Genomic DNA, 22,544 nt, shown 5'->3' on the forward strand with positions numbered 1-22,544 from the left:
CGCCCCTGCTGTCTGGTCCGTCAACGACCGTAGGGGCCCCCGGTCGTCGCGGTCCCCGCACCTGCGGAAAGGAGAGGCATTTGTCCGACGATGACCGCCCGGTCGGCGCGCACGGATCACGCAGGGTGACCGACGGTGGCGGCTCCACGGGCGGCCCGGCACCCTGTTCACCGGGCCGATGCCGCGATGTCACCCGGTGGCGGTCTTGACGGTCTGTCGGAGGCCGAGGCTAGCGTTCATCTCGCCGGCCCCCACCCCAGGGGCCGGACCACCTGCACGCTCCCGACGACGAGAGCGTGCCGTCCACTGGGAGTGACATGTCTCGAGTGCGCACCACGCGTGCCGCCGCCGCCCTCGCGGGGCTGGTGCTGGCCGCGTCCGCCACCACCGCCGCCGCGGCGCCCGCCGACCAGGGCGGAGCCGACGCCAAGGGCAAGAAGCCCGGCAAGGACAAGCTGGTCGACCTGCAGATCCTCGGCTTCAACGACTTCCACGGCAACCTCGAGGGCCCGACGGGCTCCAGCGGCCGGGTCGTCGTGGACCACCGCCTCGACCCCACCACCGGCAAGCCGGTCGACGTCACGGTCGACGCCGGCGGGTCGGCATACCTCGCCACCCACCTCAAGACCCTGCGCGAGGGCCAGACCCGCACGATCACCGCCGCGATGGGCGACCAGGTCGGCGCCTCCCCGCTGCTGTCCGCCGCGTTCCACGACGAGCCGACCATCGAGGCCATGAACCTCATGGGCGTCGGCGTGGGGACCATTGGCAACCACGAGTTCGACGAGGGCTACCGCGAGATGCTGCGCCTGATCAAGGGCGGCTGCCTCGACGACGGCGACGGCAAGGACAACCAGAACTCCTGCGCCGCCGGCGATTTCGAGGGCGCGGACTACCCGATGGTCGCGGCCAACGTGTTCTACAAGGGCACCAACCGCACCGTCCTGCCGGCCTACACGATCAAGGAGGTCGGCGGCGTCAAGGTCGGCTTCGTCGGCGCCGTGCTCAAGGACACCCCCAACATCGTCACCCAGGCCGGCGTGGCCGGTCTCGAGTTCCGCGACGAGGTGTCGACGATGAACGCCGCGGCCCGCGACCTGCAGCGCAAGGGCGTCAAGGCGATCGTCGCGATGGTGCACCAGGGCGGCTCGCTCAAGCAGCAGCAGTGGAAGGCCCCCGACGGCAAGACCTACCCCGTCAACCCGGCCTACGACGCCGTCTGCGGCAAGGGCGGCGAGCTCGACCCCAACAGCGACATCCTGCCGATCGCCCGCACCCTCTCGCCCAAGATCGACCTCGTCATGACCGGGCACACGCACCAGTCCTACGTGTGCGACGTGCCCGACCCGGACGGCCGGCCGCGCTACGTGACCTCGGCGCTGTCCTTCGGCCGGCTCGTGACCGACGCCCGGATGAAGTACGACACGAAGTCCCGTGACATCGTGCGCAGCTCGGTCCGGGTCGACAACCGCATCGTCACCCGCACCGTCACGCCGGACCCCGCGGTCAGCTCCCTGATCGCGAAGTACAAGGAGCTGGTCAAGCCCATCGCGAGCAAGGTGCTCGGCCGCATCACCACGGACGTCACCAGGACGCAGAACCCCGCCGGCGAGTCGGCGCTCGGGGACCTCATCGCCGACGCCCAGCTCGCCGACCCGTCGGTGGTCAGCAACGGCGTCAAGCCGGTCGTCGCCTTCATGAACCCCGGCGGCATCCGCACCGACCTCACCTACAAGGCGTCGGGCGCCGAGGGCGACGGCGTGGTGACCTACGAGGAGGCCTTCCAGGTCCAGCCGTTCAACAACTACCTGGTCTCGATGGACATGACGGGCGCGCAGATCTACACCCTGCTCGGCCAGCAGTTCACGGGCACCAACGCGTCCTTCCCCAAGGTGCTGCAGGTCAGCAAGGGCTTCCGCTACGAGCGGACCGCGGCGGGGGCGATCAGCAATGTCACCATCGGCGGCCAGCCGGTCGCCAACGACGCGAGCCAGACCTACCGCATCGTGACCAACAACTTCCTGTCGGACGGTGGCGACGGCTTCCCGGTCTTCAAGGAGGCGACGGGCAAGCTCATCGGCGGCCTGGACATCGACGGCTTCGCGGCCTACCTCGCCGCGAGCTCGCCCTACACCCCGGGCCCGCTGGACCGCATCGTCCTGCGCTGACGATGCACGGGCAGGTCGTTCTCGTCGTCCCTGCCGTATGACGAGGCGCCCCGCTCCCGGGCTCACCGGGGGCGGGGCGCCTCGCTGCTCGGTGGGCGCAGCGGCGTGCCTCAGCGGCGTGCCTCAGCGGCCTGCCTCAGCGGCGCGCGGCGCCAGCGCCCGGCCGAAGACGAGCAGGATGAACAGCAGGACCGTCGCGACGTGGATCACGGTGCACCACAGGCAGATCGCCCCGATCCCGAACAGCTCGGCCCATACGAGGTAGAAGACCATCAGGACACCGACCCCCAGCAGGACGAGGCGCGGCAGGTCGAGGTCGGCACGACGCCACGCGGCCGGCAGGCAGAGCAGCGTCACGACGACGAAGTAGGCGAGACCGACGAGCGCCACGGGCAGGCCGAGGAAGGTCGCGTACTGGCTCTCGGTCACCTTGGCGCAGTTGAGCACCTCGCCCTCGGGGCAGGCGAGCGTCGCGCTCGCGGTGAAGTGCTCGTAGGTCAGGTAGGCCGACGCGAGCAGACCCACCAGCGACAGCAGCAGCGCTCCCGAGCGCAGCCAGCCGGGCAGACCGGACGTCACTGGTGGTCCTGGATCTTGGCGGCACCCGCCTTGACAGGGGCGGAGGAGCAGACGTCGGCGGGCTTGTTGCCGGTCTGCTCGCAGATGGCGGCCGTGATGACGTTGGCGCCGGGGAGGATCTGCTTGGTCGTCTCGTCCTGCGGGTCCTTGAGCGCGGTCGCGATCTGCTGGGTGGTCTTGCCCTCGAGGACGCGGACGTCGAAGATGCCGCCGGACTGGAAGGTCTTGCCCCCGATCGACAGGAACGGGATGGAGCCACCGCTGCCCTGCACGTAGGGCGGGAAGTCGTACTTCTTGAAGGTCACGTCGTCCTCGCCCTCGAGGGTGTCGAGCTTGACGTACTGACCGTTGCGCTGCTCGGAGGTTGTGGTCTCGTAGCCGTTGAACGCCAGGGTGTCGCTCGTGTACGCAGCGCCGTGGTTCTGCTGGCTGAAGGACACGGTCGACAGCGGGTCGAGGCCGGACTCCTGGATGGACTTGCTCTCCGTGAGGGAGGTCCACTGGCCGAAACGCCCGAGGGCCACCGCCGTGGACCAGCGCAGCCCGGCGCAGTACGGGCAGTACTCCGCACCGACGTACAGCACCTGCGGCTTGCCCTCGCGGGTGGCGGCGGGCGCGTCCTTGACCCGCTTCGGACCGTTCGTGATCTGGTCGCTCACGCCCGCGGCGGCGAAGGCCGTCGCGGGGACGTCGTTGATCGAGGAGAGCGCGGCGGCGTCGAGCTTGACCGCACCCGCGGCGGCGGGGGAGGGCTTGTCCTTGTTGAGCACGGCCACGGCCACGATGGCGCCGATGATGGCGAGGACCACGAGGGAGGTGACGGCGGCGATGAGGAGCCGCCGCTTGCGCTCGGCCGCCTCCTGCTGGGCGCGGATCTCGGCGGCACGCTGACGGGCGGCCTGCTTGGCGTTGTTCGCGCGGTTCTTCTTGGCGGACAAGGGGGCTCCTGCACGGGTGGGGTGTGGACGCCGGGCGGGTCACGGTCCGTCACGCGCGTCGGCCTTCCGGGGGAGTGTATCGAGCCCACCAGGGGAAACCCCGGAGGGACTCGTCAGGGCGAAGATCCGACGAAACGGGGAGGTTCCTGTCAGAATGTGCGCAACGCCCAGGGCCCGAACGTGCGTGCCGTGGTGACGATCCGTGATCGCAACCCGTGGGGGACTCGTGGAGATGGTGGACAGCCCGGCGCCTGGTGGCAACGACCGGCTGCCGGATGCCGTGGCACACCTCAAGACCGTCGTCGACCGGGCGCAGTTCCCGATCGAGCTGGCCTCCACCGCCGAGGCTCGCGCCGCCCGCACCAGCCTGGTGACCCAGCTCGACGACTACGTCATACCGAGGCTGGCGGCGCTGGACGCGCCTCTCCTGGTCGTCGTCGGCGGGTCCACCGGCTCGGGCAAGTCCACCCTGGTCAACTCCGTCGTTCGCGAGACGGTGTCGCGCAGCGGCGTGCTGCGGCCCACGACCCGGGCCCCCGTCCTCGTGCACCACGAGGCGGACCGCGAGTGGTTCACCACCAAGGTCCTGCCGCGCTTCGGCCGGCTCACCGGCCGCAGCGACAGCCAGGGCACCGCGGACGACGACATGAGCTCGGTGCGCCTGGTGACCTCGGACTCCCTCCCCGCCGGGCTGGCCCTGCTCGACGCCCCCGACATCGACTCCGTGGTCGCCGCCAACCGCGAGCTGTCGCGGCAGCTGCTCAACGCCGCCGACCTGTGGCTCTTCGTGACCACGGCGGCCCGGTATGCCGACGCCGTGCCCTGGGACCTCCTGCGCGAGGCCGGGGACCGCGGCACCTCGGTCGCGATCGTCCTGGACCGCGTGCCCGACGAGGCCGTCGTGGAGGTCCGCGAGGACCTTGCGCGGATGCTGGCCGAGCAGCGGCTGGAGGGCGCCCCCATCTTCACGGTCCGCGAGACGGTCCTCGAGGAGGGCGGCCTGCTGCCCGAGCGCGAGGTGGGTCCGCTGCGGCGCTGGCTGGCCACCCTCGCGGAGGACGCCGTGGCCCGCCAGACGGTCGTCCGGCGCACGCTGTCGGGCGCCCTCGACTCGCTCTCGGGCCGCGTCACGGGGCTCGTCGAGGCGAGCGACGACCAGCAGATGGCCGCCTCGGGGCTGCGACGCGCGGCCGACCGGGCCTACGACGACGCCCTGGAGGGGGTCGAGCTCGGGGTCAGCGACGGCACCCTCCTGCGGGGCGAGGTGCTCGCCCGCTGGCAGGAGTTCGTGGGCACCGGCGAGTTCCTGCGCACCATCGAGTCTGGCATCGGCCGGATCCGCGACCGGATCACCGCCGCGGTCAAGGGCCAGCCCCAGCCCGCCGACCAGCTCGGCGAGGTGCTGCAGTCCGGTGTCGCCTCCCTCATCCAGGCCCAGGCCGACCGGGCCGCCTCCGACGTCCGTCGCCAGTGGCGCAACGCGCCCGGCGGCGAGGTCCTGCTGGCGCACCGCACGGGGCTCGGCATGTCCTCCGTCGACCTGCCCGACCGCGTCGACCGCCTGGTCCGCGACTGGCAGTCCGACCTGCTCGCGATGATCCGCGAGGAGGGCCAGGACAAGCGCACGACCGCGCGCGTCCTCGCCTACGGCGTCAACGCGCTGTCCGTGGTGCTGATGCTCGTGGTCTTCACCCACACCAGCGGGCTCACGGGCGCCGAGGGCGGGATCGCCGCGGGCTCCGCCGTCCTCGGGCAGCGCATCCTGGAGGCGATCTTCGGCGACCAGGCCGTGCGCGACCTGGCCCGCAAGGCTCGCCGGGACCTGATGGACCGGGTCCAGGCGCTGTACGCCGACGAGGAGCGCCGCTATCTCGAGGCGGTCGACGACGTTGCGGTGGACACCAACCAGTCGAGCGACCTGGCCCAGGCCGCCGTGAGCGTGAGGGCGGCCCGATGACCAGCATCCTGCGACGTCGCACGACCGAGGAGACCGCGCTCCCCGCTACCGAGCGCGCGCGGATCCTCGCCGAGGCGCTGCAGACCGGCGGCGCCGAGCTCAGCGAGCAGGCGGTGGCGCCGGCCCGCCGGATCGTCAACCAGACCCGCGAGCGCACCGCCCTCGTGGGGTCGCACACGGTCGTGGCGCTCGCGGGCGCCACCGGCTCGGGGAAGTCGTCGACCTTCAACGCCCTGGTCGGCGAGGACGTCTCGCGGGTCGGCGCCCGCCGGCCCACGACCTCGACGGCCAGCGCCGCGGTGTGGGGCGACGACCCCGCGACGCCGCTGCTCGACTGGCTCGGCGTCGGAGCCCGCCACCGCGTCGCCACCGACCCCGTCCACGGGCGCGCGGCCGACCTCGACGGGCTCGTGCTGCTCGACCTGCCGGACTTCGACTCGCGCACCCAGTCGCACCGGGCCGAGGCCGACCGCGTCCTGCAGCTGGTCGACGTCTTCGTGTGGGTCACGGACCCCCAGAAGTATGCCGACGCCCGCCTGCACGACGACTACATCCAGGTGCTCTCGGAGCACGACGCGGTCACCGTGGTCGTGCTCAACCACGCCGACCGGCTGTCGCCCGAGGGGGTGGAGCAGTGCACCGCCGACCTGGGCCGCATCCTCGCGGACGACGGGATCCCGTCGGCCGAGGTGATCCCCACGTCGGCCCGCACCGGGATGGGCCTGGACGTCCTGCAGCAGCGGCTCGCGGAGGCGGTCTCGTCACGCACGGCCGCCGAGCGCCGGCTCACGGGTGACCTGCGCGCCTCCGCGGAGGAGCTGCGCGACGAGGTGGGGTCCACCGACCCGCAGCTCCCGGACGGGCCCTCCGACGAGCTGGTCGCCGCCCTCGGACGCGCGGCCGGCGTGCCCGTCGTCCTCGAGGCGGTCGAGCGGGACTACCGTCGCGAGGCCGCGCAGACGACAGGATGGCCGTTCACGCGCTGGGGTCACGCGCTGCGGCCCGACCCGCTCAAGCGGCTTCGCCTCAAGGAGGACAACGACCTGGGCATCCAGGCCACCGACGTGCGCCGCACCATCGGCCGGTCCTCGCTGCCGCCGCCAACCCCGGCCGCCCGCGCCTCGGTGGACCTGGCCACCCGCCACCTGGCCGACGTGGCCTCCGAGGGCCTGCCGACCCGCTGGGCCGACGCCGTGCACCGGGCCGCCGCCCCCGAGGACAACGACCTGGTCGACTCCCTCGACCAGACGGTGCTCGAGGTGCCGCTGCGGGCTCGACGGCCGCTGTGGTGGAGCGTGTTCAACGGGCTGCAGTGGTTGTTCGCGCTCGTCGCGGTCGCGGGCCTGGTCTGGCTGCTGGTCCTGATGGGCCTCGGCTGGGCCCAGCTGCCGGTGCCCGAGCCCCCCACTGTCGGGATCCTGCCCTACCCGCTGCTCATGCTGGTCGGTGGCCTCCTGCTCGGGCTCCTGCTCGCGGCGCTCGGCCGGGCCATCGCCAGGGCCGGCGCCCGGCGCCGCCGCGACGGCATCGGCCGGCGCTTCGACGCGGCGATCCACGACGTCGCGCAGGAGCGCCTGGTCAGCGAGGTGCACGCGGTGCTCGCTCGGCACGGCCGCACCCGCGAGCTGCTCGACCAGGCGATCAAGGGCTAGCCGAGTACCGCCAGCTCAGCCAGCCCTGCCCGCCAGCTCAGCGTGCTCGCCAGCCCAGGCATCGCCAGGGCTCCGGCCCGGAGCGGCGCCGTCGTCCACAGGGGACGGCGGCGTCGCGGCATTCCGCGTCGTCGTCCACAGGCTGCCGGCAGGCCCTGGCACCCGCGCCCTGCCCGTCCGACCCTGGGTCCACGACGTCCTTCCGACGAGGAGGACCCGACCAGGAGGACACCTCATGCACGAGACCATGATCACCGTGACCGGCAATCTCTGCGCCGACCCGGAGCTGCGGTTCACCCAGGGCGGCGACGCGTTCGCCGCCTTCCGGATCGCCTGCACCGAGCGCAAGCGCAACCGCGAGGGCGGCTGGGGCGACGGTCACACCAACTTCGTCCGGGTCACGGCCTTCCGGTCGCTGGGCCAGAACTGCGCGGCGACGCTCAAGCAGGGCACGCGCGTCATCGTGCGCGGCCGCCTGCGCGTCACGGACTGGGAGCAGGGCGAGCGCCGCGGGACCAACGTCGAGATCGACGCCCACTCCGTGGGCCCGGACCTCACCTTCGCCTTCGCCGACGTGACCAAGGGGGTCCACAGCTCCGGCACCGACCGCATGGCCGACCCCGAGGTCGCGGCGGCCAACGACCGCGGCGCCCTGCCCGACGGTGCGGAGCCGTCCGGGCTGCCCGAGGCGGACGGCTACGGCGGGCACGCCGGCAGCGGGCTCGAGGGCGGGCTGCCCGACGGCACCGACGCGGTGTCGGGCGTCGGTGCCGACGCCCACGCCCACGTCGAGGGCGTCGACGACACGGAGGACTACGACGTCGATGCCGACGGCGTCGTCACCGAGCGCGAGCCGTCGTTCGCCTGAGGTGTCAGGGACGCGCAGGTCGCGCGGTGCCCGGCCCTGACCGGAGCACCGCGCGACCAGCGTCGACGGATTCGTTGAGCCTGGCCGGCGACCGATAGCCTGAGGGGCATGGCGGAGTTCATCTACACCATGTCCAAGGCCCGCAAGGCCGTCGGTGACAAGGTCATCCTCGACGACGTGACGATGTCGTTCTTCCCCGGAGCCAAGATCGGGGTCGTCGGCCCCAACGGTGCCGGCAAGTCGACGATCCTCAAGATCATGGCGGGGCTGGACCAGCCCTCCAACGGCGAGGCCCGGCTCTCCCCGGGATACAGCGTGGGGATCCTGCTGCAGGAGCCGCCCCTGACGGAGGACAAGACCGTCCTCGGCAACGTCGAGGAGGGTGTCGGCGAGATCAAGGCCAAGGTCGACCGCTTCAACGCGATCTCCGCCGAGATGGCCGACGAGGGCGCCGACTTCGACGCCCTCATGGAGGAGATGGGCAAGCTCCAGGAGGACATCGACCACGCCGACGCGTGGGACCTGGACTCCCAGCTCGAGCAGGCCATGGACGCCCTGCGCTGCCCGCCCGGCGACGCCGACGTCACCGTCCTGTCCGGTGGTGAGCGCCGCCGCGTCGCCCTGTGCAAGCTGCTGCTGTCCAAGCCCGACCTGCTGCTCCTCGACGAGCCCACCAACCACCTCGACGCCGAGTCGGTGCTGTGGCTGGAGCAGCACCTCGCGTCCTACCCCGGCGCCGTCCTGGCCGTCACGCACGACCGGTACTTCCTGGACAACGTCGCGGAGTGGATCTGCGAGGTCGACCGCGGCCGCCTCTACGGCTACGAGGGCAACTACTCCAAGTACCTCGAGTCCAAGGCCGCGCGCCTCGAGGTGCAGGGCAAGAAGGACCAGAAGCTCCAGAAGCGACTCCGCAGCGAGCTCGAGTGGGTCCGCTCCAACGCCAAGGGCCGTCAGGCCAAGTCCAAGGCCCGCCTGCAGCGCTACGAGGAGATGGCCGCGGAGGCCGACCGCACGCGCAAGCTGGACTTCGAGGAGATCACGATCCCGCCGGGCCCGCGCCTCGGCAGCACCGTGATCGAGGTCAACGACCTCAAGAAGGGCTTCGGCGACCGGGTCCTCATCGACGGCCTGTCCTTCTCGCTGCCCCGCAACGGCATCGTCGGTGTCATCGGGCCGAACGGCGTCGGCAAGACGACGCTGTTCAAGACCATCGTCGGCCTGGAGGAGGCCGACTCCGGCAGCGTCCGCGTCGGTGACACCGTCGACATCTCCTACGTCGACCAGAGCCGCGCCGGGATCGACCCCGACAAGAACCTCTGGGAGGTCGTGTCTGACGGCCTCGACTACATCCAGGTCGGCAAGGTCGAGATCCCGTCGCGCGCCTACGTCTCGCAGTTCGGGTTCAAGGGCCCGGACCAGCAGAAGAAGGCCGGGATCCTCTCCGGTGGCGAGCGCAACCGCCTCAACCTCGCGCTCACCCTCAAGCAGGGCGGCAACCTGCTGCTGCTCGACGAGCCGACCAACGACCTCGACATCGAGACCCTCGGCTCCCTCGAGAACGCCCTGCTGGAGTTCCCCGGCTGCGCCGTGGTCATCAGCCACGACCGGTGGTTCCTCGACCGCGTCGCGACGCACATCCTGGCCTACGAGGGCACCGAGGAGGACCCCTCGGCGTGGTACTGGTTCGAGGGCAACTTCGAGGCCTACGAGAAGAACAAGATCGAGCGCCTTGGCGAGGACGCCGCCCGTCCGCACCGCGTCACCTACCGCAAGCTGACGCGCGACTGACCTCCGCGGTCGCGCGAGAGCCGCACCCCGAGCCCGCTTCCGGGCGTCCGGGGTGCGGCTCTCGGCATACGAGATGGTCCGCGCCGTGGGCGATGAAGGCTCGCGGGGCGGGGTAGGGGGAGGAGGACGCCGCACGTCCGCGACGCCGACCGTCCTACTCCCAGGAGGTTCGTGCATGGCCAAGCCCACCGTCGCCGACCAGCTCGTCGCTCACCTGAAGTCCCTTGGGGTGCAACGCATCTACGGGCTCGTGGGGGACAGCCTCAACCCCGTCACCGACGCCATCCGCCGGGATGGTGAGATCTCGTTCTTCGCGGTCCACAACGAGGAGGCCGCCGCCTTCGCCGCCGCCGCCGAGTCCCGCCTCACCGGCCGGCTCGCCGTCTGCGCGGCGTCCTGCGGCCCCGGCAACACCCACCTCGTCCAGGGCCTCTACGACGCCAACCGCGGCGGCGCCAAGGTCCTGGCCATCGCGAGCCACATCCCGTCGCCGCAGATCGGCACCTACTTCTTCCAGGCGACCCACCCCGAGCAGCTGTTCGCGGAGTGCAGCCACTACGCCGAGGTTGCCAACAGCCCTCGCCAGGCCGCCCGGATCCTGCACATCGCCACCCAGACCGCCATCGCCCGCAGCGGCGTCTCGGTCCTGGTCCTGCCGGGCGACGTCGCCGAGGAGCCTGCTGTCGAGGCCCCCGCCCTCGGTCACACCTCGGAGCGTCCGCCGCGCCACGTCCCGGACCCTGCGGTGGTCACGGACCTGGCTCGCCTGCTCGACCGGGCCAAGAAGCCCATGCTCTTCGTCGGGGCCGGGGTGCGCGGCGCCCACGACCAGGTCATGGCGCTGGCCGACGCGCTGAAGGCACCCGTCGGCCACGCCCTCGGCGGCAAGGAGTGGATCCAGTTCGACAACCCCTACGACGTCGGCATGAGCGGGTTGCTCGGCTACGGCGCGTGCGCCGAGGCGATGGACCAGGCCGACCTCGTCCTGCTCCTTGGCACCGACTTCCCCTACGACCAGTTCCTGCCGCAGGACACGGTGATCGTGCAGGTCGACCGGTATGGCGAGCGCCTGGGGCGTCGCGCCACGCTGTCCCTGGCGGTCGAGGGGGACGTGGACGCGACCATCGAGGCCCTGCTGCCGATGCTCGGGCGCGAGCGGGACGGGCGCTTCCTGCAGCGGATGCTCAAGGAGCACGCCTCGACGCTCGACAAGGTGGTCAAGGCCTACACGCGCGACGTGGACACGATGGTCCCGATCCACCCGGAGTACCTCGCCTCGATCCTGGACGACCTGGCCTCCGACGACGCCGTGTTCACCGTCGACACCGGCATGTGCAACGTGTGGGCGGCGCGCTACCTGACGCCCAACGGGCGCCGCCGGGTCCTCGGCTCCTGGCACCACGGCACGATGGCCAACGCCCTGCCGCACGCGATCGGCGCTGCCGCGAGCCAGCCCGGGCGCCAGGTGATCTCGATGTCCGGCGACGGCGGGCTGTCGATGCTGATGGGCGAGCTGGTGACCGTCGCCGAGCACCAGCTGGACGTCAAGATCGTGGTGTTCAACAACTCCACGCTCGGCATGGTCAAGCTCGAGATGCTCGTGGACGGCCTCCCGGACTACGGCACGGACCGCGCGCACGTGGACTACGCCGCCATCGCCCAGGGCTGCGGCATCACGAGTATCCGCATCACCGACCCCAAGGACGTCCGCGAGGGTCTGAGCCGGGCTCTTGCCACGCCCGGACCCGTGCTCGTCGACGTCGTGACCGACCCCAACGCGCTGTCGATCCCGCCCGAGATCACCCTCGAGCAGGTGACGGGCTTCGCGTCCGCAGCCACCAAGACCGTGCTCGACGGCGGCGTCGGCAAGATGGTGGACATGGCCCGGGCCAACCTGCGCAACATCCCGCGCTGACCCGCCGACCCGCTGCAGCCGCGGGAGCCGGGGCGGCTCAGCCCTTGAGCCGCAGCATGCCCTCCTGGGCCACCGTGGCGGCGAGCGAGCCGCCGGGCGTGAACATCCGGCCCATCCCGAGACCGCGACCACCCTGCGCGCTGGGGGAGTACTGCGTGTAGAGCATCCACTCGTCCGCCCGAGCCGGCCGGTGGAACCACATGGCGTGGTCAAGGCTGGCGGCCCGCAGCCGCCGGTCGATCCACGCGATCCCGTGGCGCCGGATGATGGGCTCGAGCAGGGCGTAGTCGCTGGCGTAGGCCATCACGGCCGCGTGCACCAGCGGGTCGTCGGGCAGCGTGCCGACGGCGCGCAGCCACAGCTCCTGGTGGGCCACCTGCTCGGCGGCCGGCTCGGACCAGAGGTCCTCGCGCACGTGCCGCAGGTCGATCGGCCGGCTGTGGGCCAGGTGCTTGGCCGCGGGATGGTCGACGTGGCCGTACTTGTCGGCGACGCTCGGGAGCGTCTCCGGACCAGGCACGTCGGGCATCGCGTCCTGGTGGTCCAGCCCGCCCGCGGGCTCCTGGAAGGACGCCGTCATCGACAGGATGACCTGGCCCTCCTGCATGGCGTGCACGCGGCGGGTCGAGAAGGACCGACCGTCTCGGATGCGCTCCACGGAGAACCTGATCGGCCTGGCGACGTCCCCGGGCCGCACGAAGTAGGCGTGGAGCGAGTGGATCGGGCGGGGCACCCCGCCTGCTACGGCGCCCACGGTGCGCCCGGCGGCAATGATCGCCTGAGCGAGCACCTGCCCTCCGAAGACGCGGCGGTGGGGCTGCCACTGGCTCATGCCCTCATAGATCTCGCGGTCGGGGTCGCCCAGGATCTGCTCGGTGAGGAAGGACTCGGGGCCGGCGTCGGTGCGGGCGCTCACGGTCATGCGCGCGGTCCCGAGGTGGTCCAGGTCGAGGATCTCGAGGAGCTCGGCGAAGGGGTCCGGCTGTGGTGGCGTCACCTGCAGCACGATAGCCGCCGCAGGGCCATCCAGATGACGTCCAGGGGACGTTTGTGGCGAGCCCCTCCAGGGTGCCTCGCCGTTGGCCTACGGTGAGCGCGCCGGACGACAGCCGTCTCCGGCCTCGACACCGTCGTCACCGTCACCTGGGGGATCATCATGTCCGCGCTCACCCGTCGCCTCGCCGCCGCCACGACCGCCATCGCCGCGGTCGGCGCCGTCTCGGTCGCCACCCTGCCCGCCGCCGACGCGGCCACGTCCTGCCGTGTCCGCTGGGGCTCCCAGGACAAGGGCATCAACCTGTCCAGCCCGGTCACCGGCACACCCGCCGTCGACCTCCGCACCGGGCACCACGCGTGCTACGACCGCGTGGTCTTCGAGCTCAAGGGCCGCACGGGAGCCACCGTCGCGGGCTACGTCGGCACCGCCCGGTCGCCGCAGGTTATCGCCGTGGGCTCGCGCACCAACCTGGTGCCCGTGGGGGTCAAGCCCGGCCAGGCGCTGCCGACGAGCTTCTCCACCGTCCGGGGCGTCGTCTATGCCGGCAAGGTGGACGGTGTCGAGGCCGTCGGCATCGTGACCCGGGCTCGCCTGCCCTACCGCGTCTTCGTCGTCAAGGGCCCGGGCGCCAACAACCGGGTCGTCGTGGACGTCGCGCACCGCTGGTGACCCGGCCGCCCTGGCCGGCTCACCCCGAGACGGCCAGGGCGAACGGCAGCACGCTCGTGGCGCCCGCCTCACGCAGGGCCCGCCCCGCCACGGTCATGGTCCAGCGGGAGTCGACCAGGTCGTCGACGAGCAGGACTGCCCCGGGGCTCAGCTCGAGCTGGTCGCGGACCATCGCTCCGGCCTGCACCCGGTCCCACACGCCCGCGAGGCGATAGGCGCTGTTGCCTCCCCGGTCGCCGATCGGGCCGCCGTCGACGAGCTCCATCGGTCCGAGGTCGACCATCCGCCCCATCGACGCGAGCCCTCGGGCGAGGGACTCGACGAGCTGTGGTCGTGATCGCGAGGGGATCCACGTCACCGCGAACGGCCGCTCGGCCCAGCCCCAGTCGCGCAGCACCGGCACGCACCCCCGCAGGAGCGCCTCGTCGACCGGAGCGTCCGGGGCCGCGAGCAGCGTGCGCACGCGCTGCCCCCACCCCAGGTCCGTGAGCCGTGCCAGCGCCCGGCCGGGCTCCACCTGCTCGGCGGGCGCGATCCGTCCCTTGACCTCGACGCCCAGGCGCGGCATCCCGCTCGGCCACTGGGCGCGGGGCTCCACGAGCACCCCCGGCCGGTCGAGCCGGGTGCGGGCCTCGACGACGGCGCCCTCGGGCACCCCCTCGGGATACCACGGCCCCGCGCAGACGTCGCACCGGCCGCACGGCGCGGCCGTGGGGTCGTCGAGCACGCGCTGGAGGAAGGCCATGCGGCACTCCTCGCCGCGCTGGTAGGCGAGCATCAGGTCCTGCTCGCGCTCGCGGGCCTCGGCGACGCGTGCGTAGCGCTCCGCGTCGTAGGTCCACGGCGCCCCGGTGGCCGTCCAGCCACCCTGGACCCGGCGGACCGCGCCGTCGACGTCGAGGACCTTGAGCAGCAGCTCGAGCCGGGTGCGGCGGACGTCGACCACCGTCTCGAGGGCGGCCGTCGACATCGGACGGTCCGAGGCGGACAACGCCGCGATCACGGCGTCGGCCTGCTCGGGCCGGGGCATTGAGGCGCTCGCGAAGTAGGACCAGATGTCGCGGTCGGAGGCGGACGGCAGCAGCAGGACGTCGGCGCGTGCGACACCGCGACCGGCGCGGCCGACCTGCTGGTAGTAGGCGACGGGCGAGCTGGGGGAGCCCAGGTGCACCACGAACCCGAGGTCTGGCTTGTCGAAGCCCATGCCGAGCGCGCTGGTGGCGACCAGCGCCTTGACCTGGTTGGCGCGCAGCATCCCCTCGAGCTGCTCGCGGTCGGCGGGGTCGGTGCGCCCGGTGTAGGCCCGGACCTCGTGCCCGGCCTGGCGCAGCGCCTCGGCCACGTCCTCGGCGGCCGAGACGGTCAGGGCATAGACGATGCCGCTGCCCGGGAGCTCGGCGAGGTGCGCGGTGAGCCACCCGAGCTGCTGCTCGGCCGAGCCCAGGCGCAGCACCCCGAGCCGCAGCGAGTCGCGGGCCAGCGAGCCGCGCACGGTCAGGACCTCGTGGCCACCCACCTCGAGCTGCTCGGCCACGTCGGACACCACGCGCGCGTTGGCCGTGGCGGTGGTCGCCAGCACCGGCACGTCGGTGGGCAGCTCGGTGAGCAGGTCCTTGATGCGGCGGTAGTCCGGGCGGAAGTCGTGACCCCAGTCGCTGACGCAGTGCGCCTCGTCGACGACCAGGAGGCCGCACCGGGCGGCCAGCCCGGGGAGCTGCTCGTCCCGGAAGCGAGGGTTGTTGAGCCGCTCCGGGCTCACCAGCAGCACGTCGACCTCGTCCGCCGCCAGGGCCGCGGCGACCTCGCCCCAGGTGTCGGCGTTGGCCGAGTTCATGGTCACCGCCCGCACGCCGGCGCGCTGGGCCGCCGCGATCTGGTCGCGCATGAGTGCCAGCAGCGGCGACACGATGATCGTCGGCCCCGCCCCCGCCGCGCGCCGCAGCGACGTCGCCACGAAGTACACCGCCGACTTGCCCCAGCCCGTGCGCTGCACCACGAGCACGCGCTGGCGCGCCGACACCAGCGCCGCCACCGCCTCGAGCTGGCCGTCGCGGAAGTCCACGTCCTCGCGCCCGACCAGGCGTCGCAGCGCCGCCGTGGCGTCCCCGCGCACGGCCTCGGTGTCCACGTCGACGGCGGGCGCGCTCGGCATACGGGCCTGGTTGCTGGTCATGCCCACACGCTAGACGCCAGGGCCGACAGACCCGGCCGTGCGTGATGATGGGCCCATGCCCGACGCCCCCAGCGACCCCCGCCCGACGAGCCTCTATCGCGTCGCCGTGCCGCTCCGGTGGAGCGACATGGACGCCTACGGCCATGTCAACAACGTGGAGTACCTCCGGCTCCTGGAGGAGGCTCGCGTCGAGGCCTTCCGCGCGTGGTTCGGCAACCACGACCCGGTGCTCGGTCGCGGAGTCCTGGTGGCCCGCAGCGAGATCGAGTACCTCCGGCCGCTGGAGTTCCGGCACGCCCCGGTCGCCGTCGACATGTGGGTGACGCGGCTCGCGGGAGCGTCCTACGACCTCGGCTACGTGATGCGGGACCCCGAGAGCGTCGGGGACCAGGTCTACGCGCGGGCCGAGTCGACGATGGTGATGTACGACTTCGCCGGTGCCCGCCCCCGTCGCATGACCCCCGAGCAGCGCGAGACGCTGGGACAGTACCTCGGCGAGCCGGTCGACCTGAGGCGGCGCCGGTGACCGGCACGCTCGCCCTGGTCGACGCGGGGACCGCCTCGGACCTGCGCACCTTCGTCGCCCGGGCCGCCGCGGCGGACCGCGAGGGCGCCATGCGGCTGCAGGCCCAGGGGACCGTGCTGGCTGCGTATGCCGCGGTCCTGCCCGGGTCCGGGCTGGCGGCAGAGGGACTCGTGATGGGTCTGCGCACGATGCGTCTCGCGGAGCCCGCCGACCTCGACGTCACCGTCTCGCTGGGCTCGCTCCTGGACCGGTTCGCCCACGACCAGGGGACCCGCCTCGCGGTGCCGCCGACCGAGGTCCGCGCGCCCTGGGCCGGGCAGAGCGCCCCGCGCGCCGGCTGGGTGCCGATCGGGCGGGTGACCAGCGCCGAGCTGCACGACGCGGCGCAGGCGGGCATCGCCGACGTCGCGCGCGGAGTGGGGAGCGGCGCCGGGGCCCTCGCCGTCGCCGAGCTGCGGCACGCGGTGTGGGCCCGGCCGATGGCAGCGGCTGAGGCCGAGGGCATCCCGTCGGGGCTGGCCTTCGGGGCGCACGCCCTGGGCTTCCTCACGGGAGAGGCGGGCACGCTGCACCGCTGCGGCCGGTGGTTGCGGCTGTCCGTGCCGGTGGGTCACGTCCTCGCGCGCTGAACGTCGACCGGGCGGGCCCGCGAGCCGGCCAGGACCACCAGCGCGGCCGAGGTCGCGCAGAGCACCCAGATCAGCGTGTAGGCCGCTCCGTCCTCGCCCGGCGAGCGGTGCAGCCCGGCGAAGACGGCGCCCGTCAGCGCCACGCCGAGCGCGGAGCCGAGCGTGTCCGCGAGCTGCAGCGAGGACGAGACCTCGCCGTGCCGCTCGATGGGCGTGAGGTCGAGCCCGAGCACCGAGACCGTGGACATGGCCAGGCCCATGCCGACGCCCATGGCGCTGGCGGCGACGGGCACGAACCACTCCGACAGCCCGAGGCCGGCGATGGCGGCGAGCCCCAGCAGGCCGACGGCGAGCGACGCCCCGCCGGCGCCGAGCAGGCGGAACCTGTCGCGCACGAAGGCATCTCGTCCCTGCAGCGCCGCACCCACGGACCAGCCGAGGGAGCCGAGCGTGAGCATGACCCCGGCCACGGTGCTGCTGGTGCCGCGCTCGTTGACGAGCATCAGGGGGATGAAGGTGATGGCGCCGTTGAACGCCGCCGCCAGCAGGAAGCGCGACATGGTGACGGACGGGAGGCCCCGGGCCAGGCGGACGGTTCCCTGCGGGACGAGCCTCGGCGCGACGACGGCCACGACGACCAGACCGGCCGCCGCGAGGGCGACGGGGAGGAGCTGGAAGGGCTCGACGTGCTGCGAGCCCCACTGCAGGACACCGGCGGCCACGGCGACCAGGGCTCCCGCCACGGCGGCTCGCCGGTGCGTGCTGCGCTCGCGGCCCGAGCCCACGTGCCCGGGGGGCGACACCGTGGCGCGGCGCGACCAGGTGAGGACGGCGGTGACCAGGATCGGTGGCACGACGACGAGGAAGACCCAGCGCCAGGACAGCGCCTCGGTGAGCCAGGCGGCGAGCAGCGGGCCGACGATGGCGGGCAGCACCCAGGCGGCCGACACCCAGCCGAAGACCTTGGGCCGCAAGGACTCCGGGTAGGCGCGACCGATCATGACGTAGAGCGCGACGACGAGCAGGCCGCCCCCCAGCCCGGCGATCATCCGCCCGACGAGCAGGACGGCGAAGCTGTCGGCCATCCCCGCGATCAGGGAGCCGATCGCGAGCCCGGCCTGGCCCACCAGGGTGGCGGGCAGCGGCCCGCGCAGGTCGGTCCAGGTCCCCGACAGCACCGTGCCGAGCAGCTGCGCGGACAGGAACAGCGAGAAGGCCAGGCCGTAGGACCGCACCGCGTCCAGCTCGGCGGCGACCGCCGGCATCGCGGTCGTGACGGCCATCGACTCGAAGGCGACGAGGGTCACCTGGGCGATCATGACGATCGTGACCAGCCGGTATGCCGGCCCCATCGGTCCCTGCGTGGTCGGTGTCTCGGCGGGGCTCACCGCTCCACGGTAACGGGGCCACGGGGTGGTTCCTGCCACGCGCCGCGCTCGACCAGGACCGAGCGCAGGGTGTCGATGGCGTCGCTGACCAGACCGTCCACCCCGAGGTCCAGCAGCTCGTGCATCTCCTGCGCGTCGTCGATCGTCCAGACGTGGATGTGCTTGCCGCGCCGGTGGGCCGCCTCCACGAGCGCCGGGGTCACGAGCTCGACCGACCGCCCGGCGAGGGTGTAGGTGCGGGGGATCTGCAGCACCGGTGCCGGGGTGCTGAGCCACTGGGTCACCAGGCGCGGCAGGAACCGCAGGCTGGCCACCCCCGCGCCACCGGCGGCCGTCGCCAGGCGTGGCCCGAGCAGCTCGCGCACGTGGCGCAGCCGGCGCTGGGAGAAGGACCCGACGCAGACGCGATGCAGCGCGCCGGCCTGCAGCAGCACCTGCGCGGTGGGGACGACCGCGCCCGGCGACTTGATGTCGATGTTGAACCTCGCGTCCGGCAGCTCCTCGAGCAGCTCGGTGAGCAGCGGGACGGACTCGCCCGCGATCCGCGCCTGCTGCACGTAGTCCCACGGCAGGTCCGCGATCGCGCCGCGCCGGTCGGTGACCCGGTCCAGCCGCCCGTCGTGGAACGCGACGACCTGCCCGTCGAGGGTGGCGTGGACGTCCGTCTCGAGATAGCGGTAGCCCAGGTCGTAGGCGGTGCGGAAGGCCGCCAACGTGTTCTCCCGCCCGTGGTTGGGCGCGTAGGCGGCGCCACCGCGGTGGGCCAGGGCCAGCGGCCGGGGAGCGTCGAAGTACGGGAACTGCTCAGCCTTCACGGGGCCAACCTACGACGCGCGGGGCGACGACTCGGGCAGGTCACAGATCTTCGGGCGAGAACCCGAAGATCTGTGACGCACCCGACCGTCGTCAGGGGGCGTGCACCCGACCGTCGTCAGCGGGTGCGCGCCCAGACCGTGGTGTCGGTCGGGACGAGCCCCTCGGGGGTCAGCGGGCCGCTGGCCACGACGACCTCGGTCCCGTCGGGCAGCGCGACCGGCTCCTCGCCGAGGTTGGCGAGGACCAGCAGCCGGTCCGTGCCGCGCTCGTTGACGACGGCGACCACGTCCTCGCCATACCCCTGCTGCCAGTGCAGGACGCCGACGCCGAGGTCGAGCTCGCGGCGGGTGGCGAGCAGCGCGCGATAGAGCTCGAGCGTCGAGCCCGGCTTCCCCGCCTGGAGGTTCGCCGCGAGGGCGGCATACGCGTCGGGCTGGGGGAGCCAGGTGCGCTCCGAGGGACCGAACCCGTTGCCGGGCGCACCCCCGACCCAGGGGAGGGGGATGCGGCAGCCGTCGCGACCGATCTCGGCCTCGGGGGTGCCCTTGGTGCGGTGGTGCGCGGGGTCCTCGCGCAGCTCGTCCGGCAGGGTCGTGTGGTCGGGGAGCCCGAGCTCCTCGCCCTGATAGAGGTATGCCGAACCGGGCAGCGCCAGCATGAGCGCCGTGGCAGCCCGGGCCCGCCGCAGGCCGAGGTCGGCGTCCGGCTGGGGGCAGGTCGCGTCGATGCCGTTCATGCGGGGCGAGCCGACGGGATAGCCGAGCCGCGTCGCGTGCCGCACGACGTCGTGGTTGGACAGGACCCAGGTCGTGGGGGCGCCGACGCTCTGCGCCGCCTCGAGGGAGCGCGTGATGCGCTCGACGAGATCGGTTGCGCGCCAGGGGGAGTCCAGGAAGTCGAAGTTGAACGCCTGGTGCATCTCGTCTGGCCGGGTGTAGGCCACGAGCCGCTCGATCGGGGACACCCAGGCCTCGGCGCACAGGATCCGGTCGCGCTGGGGGTCGCCCTCGGGGTTGTAGGAGTCGAGGACGCGGCGCCACCCGCGATAGATGTCGTGGACGCCGTCCTGGTCCCAGTAGGGGCTGGCGTTGGTGGGGCGGGCCTCGCCGTCACCCGAGATCATCTCGGTGTGGGCGTCCCAGTCGCGAAAGCTCGGGTCCTTGGCCAGGCCGTGCGCCACGTCCACGCGGAAGCCGTCGACGCCGCGGTCGAGCCAGAAGCGCAGGATGTCGTGGAACTCCTCGCGCACCTCGGGGTGCTCCCAGTCGAGGTCGGGCTGCTTGGAGTCGAACAGGTTGAGGTACCACTGGCCCGGCTCGCCGCCGGACTCGGTGACCCGGGTCCACGCGGAGCCGCCGAAGACCGATCGCCAGTTGGTGGGCGGCAGCTCGCCCTGCTCGCCATGGCCGTCGCGGAAGATGTAGCGGGCCCGCTCGGGGGAGCCGGGGCCCGCGGCGAGCGCGGCCTGGAACCACGCGTGCTCGTCGCTGGTGTGGTTGGGCACGAGGTCGACGACGACGCGAATGCCGAGCTCGTGGGCGCGCGCGACCAGCTGCTCGGCGTCGGCCAGCGAGCCGAACCGCGGGTCCACGTCGCGGTAGTCGCTGACGTCGTAGCCCGCGTCGGCCTGCGGGGAGGTGTAGAAGGGGGAGAGCCAAACCGCGTCGACGCCGAGGTCGCGCAGGTAGGGCAGCTTGCCGGTCACGCCGGCCAGGTCACCCATGCCGTCGCCGTCGGCGTCGGCGAAGGAGCGGGGATAGACCTGGTAGATGACGGCGTGCCGCCACCAGGCGGCGACGTCGGTGGCTGGGATGGCGGCAGAGACGGCGTTGTCGGGGGTCACCCATCCATGCTGAGGCATCGTCGCGCCCGTGTGAAATCGACTGCAACATCTGCAAGAACTTGCACCGCGATGCCCTGCCGCAGGGGCTCGACGACCGCGTCAGGCGAGGCGGTTGACCAGCGAGTGCGCCGCCCGCACGAGGTAGTCGCGCAGCAGCAGGTCGTGCGTCTCGTCCAGGTCGAGGGTGTCGACGGCGGCGAGCATGTGGTGCAGCCAGCGGTCGCGCATGTCCGGGGTCACGGCGAAGGGCACGTGCCGCATCCGCAGGCGCGGGTGGCCGCGCTGCTCGGAGTAGGTCGTGGGCCCGCCCCAGTACTGCTCGAGGAACATCCGCAGCCGGACCTCCGCCGGGCCGAGGTCCTCCTCGGGATAGAGCGCCCGCAGCTCGGGGTCGCCGGCCACGCCGCGATAGAACTCGCGCACCAGCTGCTCGAACGTGGCTGCGCCACCGACCTCGTCGTAGAACGTCACCGCGCCAGTCTCTCCCACCCGCTCACTTGGCGGTGCTCCCGCCGCCTCCGGGCAGCACGCCGGGACCGAAGGTCGGCATGGTCGGCAGCGAGATCCCGCTGGCGCCGAGCTGCGCCATGACCCGCGACCGGACCTCGCGGCCGACCGGGACGTTCTCGTTGGGTGCGCACTTGACGATGATGCGGACCGTCGCGACGCCGCCCACGATCGACTCGACGCCACCCACCTCGGGCTGCTCGATGATCTTGCCGAACCAGTCCTCCTCCTTGTCCATGCCGCGGATGGCGCGCGAGATGATCGGCATGACCTTCTCCATGGACTCGGTGACGGGGACGGGGATGTCGACGAGGGCGGTGGACCACCCCTGGGAGCGGTTGGCGATGCGCAGGATCTCGCCGTTGCGGATGTACCAGATCACCCCGTTGAAGTCGCGGATCGTCGTGAGCCGCAAGGAGATGTCCTCCACCGTGCCGATGACCTCGCCGGTGTCGACCACGTCGCCGACGCCATACTGGTCCTCGATGATCATGAACATCCCCGACAGGTAGTCCTTGACCAGGCTCTGCGCGCCGAAGCCGAGCGCGACGCCGCCGACCGAGGCCGAGGCGAGCAGCGGGGCCATGTTGAAGCCCAGCTCGTCGCCGACCATCAGCGCCGCGACGAAGGCGACGGTGACCGTCGTGACCGAGCGCAGGACGGCGCCGAGCGTCCGCACCCGCTGCTCCTGGCGCGCGCTGCTGACGATGCTGGGGTCGCTGAAGATCTTGGCGGCCTTGCGCGCCTGGCGGCGGATGATCGGGAGCTCGGCGGTGTCGACCCGGGTGACGTTGACCGCAGCGGCCTCCACGCGCTCGGACCGCAGCAGGAGCCCGTTGACGAATCCGTTGATGGCGCGGTGGACCAGCCACCGGGTCGCGATGGCCCCCAGGATGATCGCGACGATCGTGAGGGGTGCCCCCTGAGCCCAGGTCCACGCCGACTCCCAGGTCACGGCGAGCGGTTGCAGGACGGACGAGGATGTGCGGGCACTCATGCCTCCATCATGGCGGGTCGACCTTGGCGAACGCTGTCACCCCCCCGACACACCTCACCCCCCGACTGACGCACCCTCGACCCAACTGATCGATCTCGCCCCCCCCCACCGCGGGGCCCCGGAGGACTGGG

The 22,544-nt window shown here is 72.5% G+C and carries 18 protein-coding genes; 9 read left to right on the forward strand and 9 right to left on the reverse strand.

Annotation, left to right across the window (positions count from 1 at the left end):
* Nucleotides 1-317: 317 nt before the first annotated feature.
* Nucleotides 318-2,168 carry a bifunctional metallophosphatase/5'-nucleotidase gene (locus B2P18_RS04825; protein ID WP_286956233.1) on the forward strand — a complete coding sequence of 617 codons (1,851 nt, stop codon included), beginning with the start codon at nucleotides 318-320 and terminating at the stop codon, nucleotides 2,166-2,168.
* 123 nt (nucleotides 2,169-2,291) lie between these two features.
* Here the strand turns inward: B2P18_RS04825 and B2P18_RS04830 are convergent, their stop codons facing one another.
* A complete protein-coding gene (locus B2P18_RS04830; protein WP_286956236.1) occupies nucleotides 2,292-2,747 on the reverse strand; it encodes a vitamin K epoxide reductase family protein in 456 nt (151 codons plus the stop codon).
* Entirely contained in the window at nucleotides 2,744-3,685 is a 942-nt protein-coding gene (locus B2P18_RS04835; protein ID WP_286956241.1) for a DUF929 family protein, read from the reverse strand. The genes B2P18_RS04830 and B2P18_RS04835 overlap by 4 nt, the downstream gene beginning before the upstream one ends.
* A 202-nt stretch (nucleotides 3,686-3,887) precedes the next feature.
* Here B2P18_RS04835 and B2P18_RS04840 point away from each other — a divergent pair, with 202 nt between their 5' ends.
* From B2P18_RS04840 to B2P18_RS04860, 5 genes are all read left to right on the forward strand, one after another.
* Nucleotides 3,888-5,642, forward strand: a complete 1,755-nt coding sequence (locus B2P18_RS04840; RefSeq protein ID WP_286956245.1) for a dynamin family protein — start codon at nucleotides 3,888-3,890, stop codon at nucleotides 5,640-5,642.
* Nucleotides 5,639-7,294 (forward strand): GTPase, encoded by a 1,656-nt coding sequence (locus tag B2P18_RS04845; protein ID WP_286956254.1) that lies wholly within the window; start codon nucleotides 5,639-5,641, stop codon nucleotides 7,292-7,294. Before B2P18_RS04840 ends, B2P18_RS04845 begins: the two co-directional genes overlap by 4 nt.
* Before the next feature lie 235 nt (nucleotides 7,295-7,529).
* Nucleotides 7,530-8,162: a single-stranded DNA-binding protein gene (gene ssb / locus B2P18_RS04850; RefSeq protein ID WP_286956258.1), complete on the forward strand. Its 633-nt coding sequence runs from the start codon at nucleotides 7,530-7,532 to the stop codon at nucleotides 8,160-8,162.
* Nucleotides 8,163-8,270: 108 nt separating this feature from the next.
* Nucleotides 8,271-9,953, forward strand: a complete 1,683-nt coding sequence (ettA, locus tag B2P18_RS04855) for an energy-dependent translational throttle protein EttA (RefSeq protein ID WP_286956259.1) — start codon at nucleotides 8,271-8,273, stop codon at nucleotides 9,951-9,953.
* Nucleotides 9,954-10,128: 175 nt separating this feature from the next.
* Nucleotides 10,129-11,868 carry a pyruvate dehydrogenase gene (locus B2P18_RS04860; protein ID WP_286956260.1) on the forward strand — a complete coding sequence of 580 codons (1,740 nt, stop codon included), beginning with the start codon at nucleotides 10,129-10,131 and terminating at the stop codon, nucleotides 11,866-11,868.
* Between the two features lie 37 nt (nucleotides 11,869-11,905).
* Here the strand turns inward: B2P18_RS04860 and B2P18_RS04865 are convergent, their stop codons facing one another.
* The gene (locus tag B2P18_RS04865; RefSeq protein WP_376783723.1) at nucleotides 11,906-12,871 is read right to left on the reverse strand and encodes an acyl-CoA thioesterase; all 966 of its coding nucleotides are present in this window, start codon (nucleotides 12,869-12,871) and stop codon (nucleotides 11,906-11,908) included.
* Between the two features lie 153 nt (nucleotides 12,872-13,024).
* Here B2P18_RS04865 and B2P18_RS04870 point away from each other — a divergent pair, with 153 nt between their 5' ends.
* Nucleotides 13,025-13,534 (forward strand): AMIN-like domain-containing (lipo)protein, encoded by a 510-nt coding sequence (locus B2P18_RS04870; RefSeq protein ID WP_286956266.1) that lies wholly within the window; start codon nucleotides 13,025-13,027, stop codon nucleotides 13,532-13,534.
* 19 nt (nucleotides 13,535-13,553) lie between these two features.
* On the opposite strand, the gene B2P18_RS04875 is transcribed toward B2P18_RS04870, so the two are convergent.
* The gene (locus B2P18_RS04875; RefSeq protein WP_084412728.1) at nucleotides 13,554-15,707 is read right to left on the reverse strand and encodes a RecQ family ATP-dependent DNA helicase; all 2,154 of its coding nucleotides are present in this window, start codon (nucleotides 15,705-15,707) and stop codon (nucleotides 13,554-13,556) included.
* A 55-nt stretch (nucleotides 15,708-15,762) separates the two neighbouring features.
* Here B2P18_RS04875 and B2P18_RS04880 point away from each other — a divergent pair, with 55 nt between their 5' ends.
* Both B2P18_RS04880 and B2P18_RS04885 read left to right on the forward strand, forming a co-directional pair.
* On the forward strand, nucleotides 15,763-16,233 hold the full coding sequence (locus B2P18_RS04880) for an acyl-CoA thioesterase (protein ID WP_019287765.1): 471 nt from the start codon (nucleotides 15,763-15,765) through the stop codon (nucleotides 16,231-16,233).
* Nucleotides 16,230-16,862: a hypothetical protein gene (locus B2P18_RS04885; RefSeq protein ID WP_019287766.1), complete on the forward strand. Its 633-nt coding sequence runs from the start codon at nucleotides 16,230-16,232 to the stop codon at nucleotides 16,860-16,862. The genes B2P18_RS04880 and B2P18_RS04885 overlap by 4 nt, the downstream gene beginning before the upstream one ends.
* Here B2P18_RS04885 and B2P18_RS04890 read toward each other — a convergent pair.
* The 5 genes from B2P18_RS04890 to B2P18_RS04910 form a co-directional block, all read right to left on the reverse strand.
* The gene (locus B2P18_RS04890; RefSeq protein WP_239261662.1) at nucleotides 16,844-18,250 is read right to left on the reverse strand and encodes an MFS transporter; all 1,407 of its coding nucleotides are present in this window, start codon (nucleotides 18,248-18,250) and stop codon (nucleotides 16,844-16,846) included. The genes B2P18_RS04885 and B2P18_RS04890 overlap by 19 nt on opposite strands.
* On the reverse strand, nucleotides 18,247-19,065 hold the full coding sequence (locus B2P18_RS04895; protein WP_239261664.1) for a glycerophosphodiester phosphodiesterase family protein: 819 nt from the start codon (nucleotides 19,063-19,065) through the stop codon (nucleotides 18,247-18,249). The genes B2P18_RS04890 and B2P18_RS04895 overlap by 4 nt, the downstream gene beginning before the upstream one ends.
* A gap of 116 nt (nucleotides 19,066-19,181) precedes the next feature.
* Entirely contained in the window at nucleotides 19,182-20,909 is a 1,728-nt protein-coding gene (locus B2P18_RS04900; RefSeq protein WP_286956271.1) for an alpha-amylase family glycosyl hydrolase, read from the reverse strand.
* Between the two features lie 99 nt (nucleotides 20,910-21,008).
* Nucleotides 21,009-21,380: a globin gene (locus tag B2P18_RS04905; RefSeq protein WP_286956274.1), complete on the reverse strand. Its 372-nt coding sequence runs from the start codon at nucleotides 21,378-21,380 to the stop codon at nucleotides 21,009-21,011.
* Nucleotides 21,381-21,402: 22 nt separating this feature from the next.
* Nucleotides 21,403-22,413, reverse strand: a complete 1,011-nt coding sequence (locus B2P18_RS04910) for a mechanosensitive ion channel family protein (protein WP_286956282.1) — start codon at nucleotides 22,411-22,413, stop codon at nucleotides 21,403-21,405.
* Between the last annotated feature and the right edge of the window lie 131 nt (nucleotides 22,414-22,544).

The organism is Arsenicicoccus sp. UBA2120 (assembly GCF_002330965.1).
In the GTDB taxonomy this organism is placed as follows: Bacteria; Actinomycetota; Actinomycetes; order Actinomycetales; family Dermatophilaceae; genus Arsenicicoccus; species Arsenicicoccus bolidensis.

Coding starts and splice junctions, on each gene's coding strand:
- B2P18_RS04875 (WP_084412728.1), bottom strand. CDS start 15,707: ATGACCAGCAACCAGGCCCGTATGCCGAGCGCGCCCGCCGTCGACGTG.
- B2P18_RS04845 (WP_286956254.1), top strand. CDS start 5,639: ATGACCAGCATCCTGCGACGTCGCACGACCGAGGAGACCGCGCTCCCC.
- B2P18_RS04910 (WP_286956282.1), bottom strand. CDS start 22,413: ATGAGTGCCCGCACATCCTCGTCCGTCCTGCAACCGCTCGCCGTGACC.
- B2P18_RS04880 (WP_019287765.1), top strand. CDS start 15,763: ATGCCCGACGCCCCCAGCGACCCCCGCCCGACGAGCCTCTATCGCGTC.
- B2P18_RS04870 (WP_286956266.1), top strand. CDS start 13,025: ATGTCCGCGCTCACCCGTCGCCTCGCCGCCGCCACGACCGCCATCGCC.
- B2P18_RS04860 (WP_286956260.1), top strand. CDS start 10,129: ATGGCCAAGCCCACCGTCGCCGACCAGCTCGTCGCTCACCTGAAGTCC.
- ssb (WP_286956258.1), top strand. CDS start 7,530: ATGCACGAGACCATGATCACCGTGACCGGCAATCTCTGCGCCGACCCG.
- B2P18_RS04825 (WP_286956233.1), top strand. CDS start 318: ATGTCTCGAGTGCGCACCACGCGTGCCGCCGCCGCCCTCGCGGGGCTG.
- ettA (WP_286956259.1), top strand. CDS start 8,271: ATGGCGGAGTTCATCTACACCATGTCCAAGGCCCGCAAGGCCGTCGGT.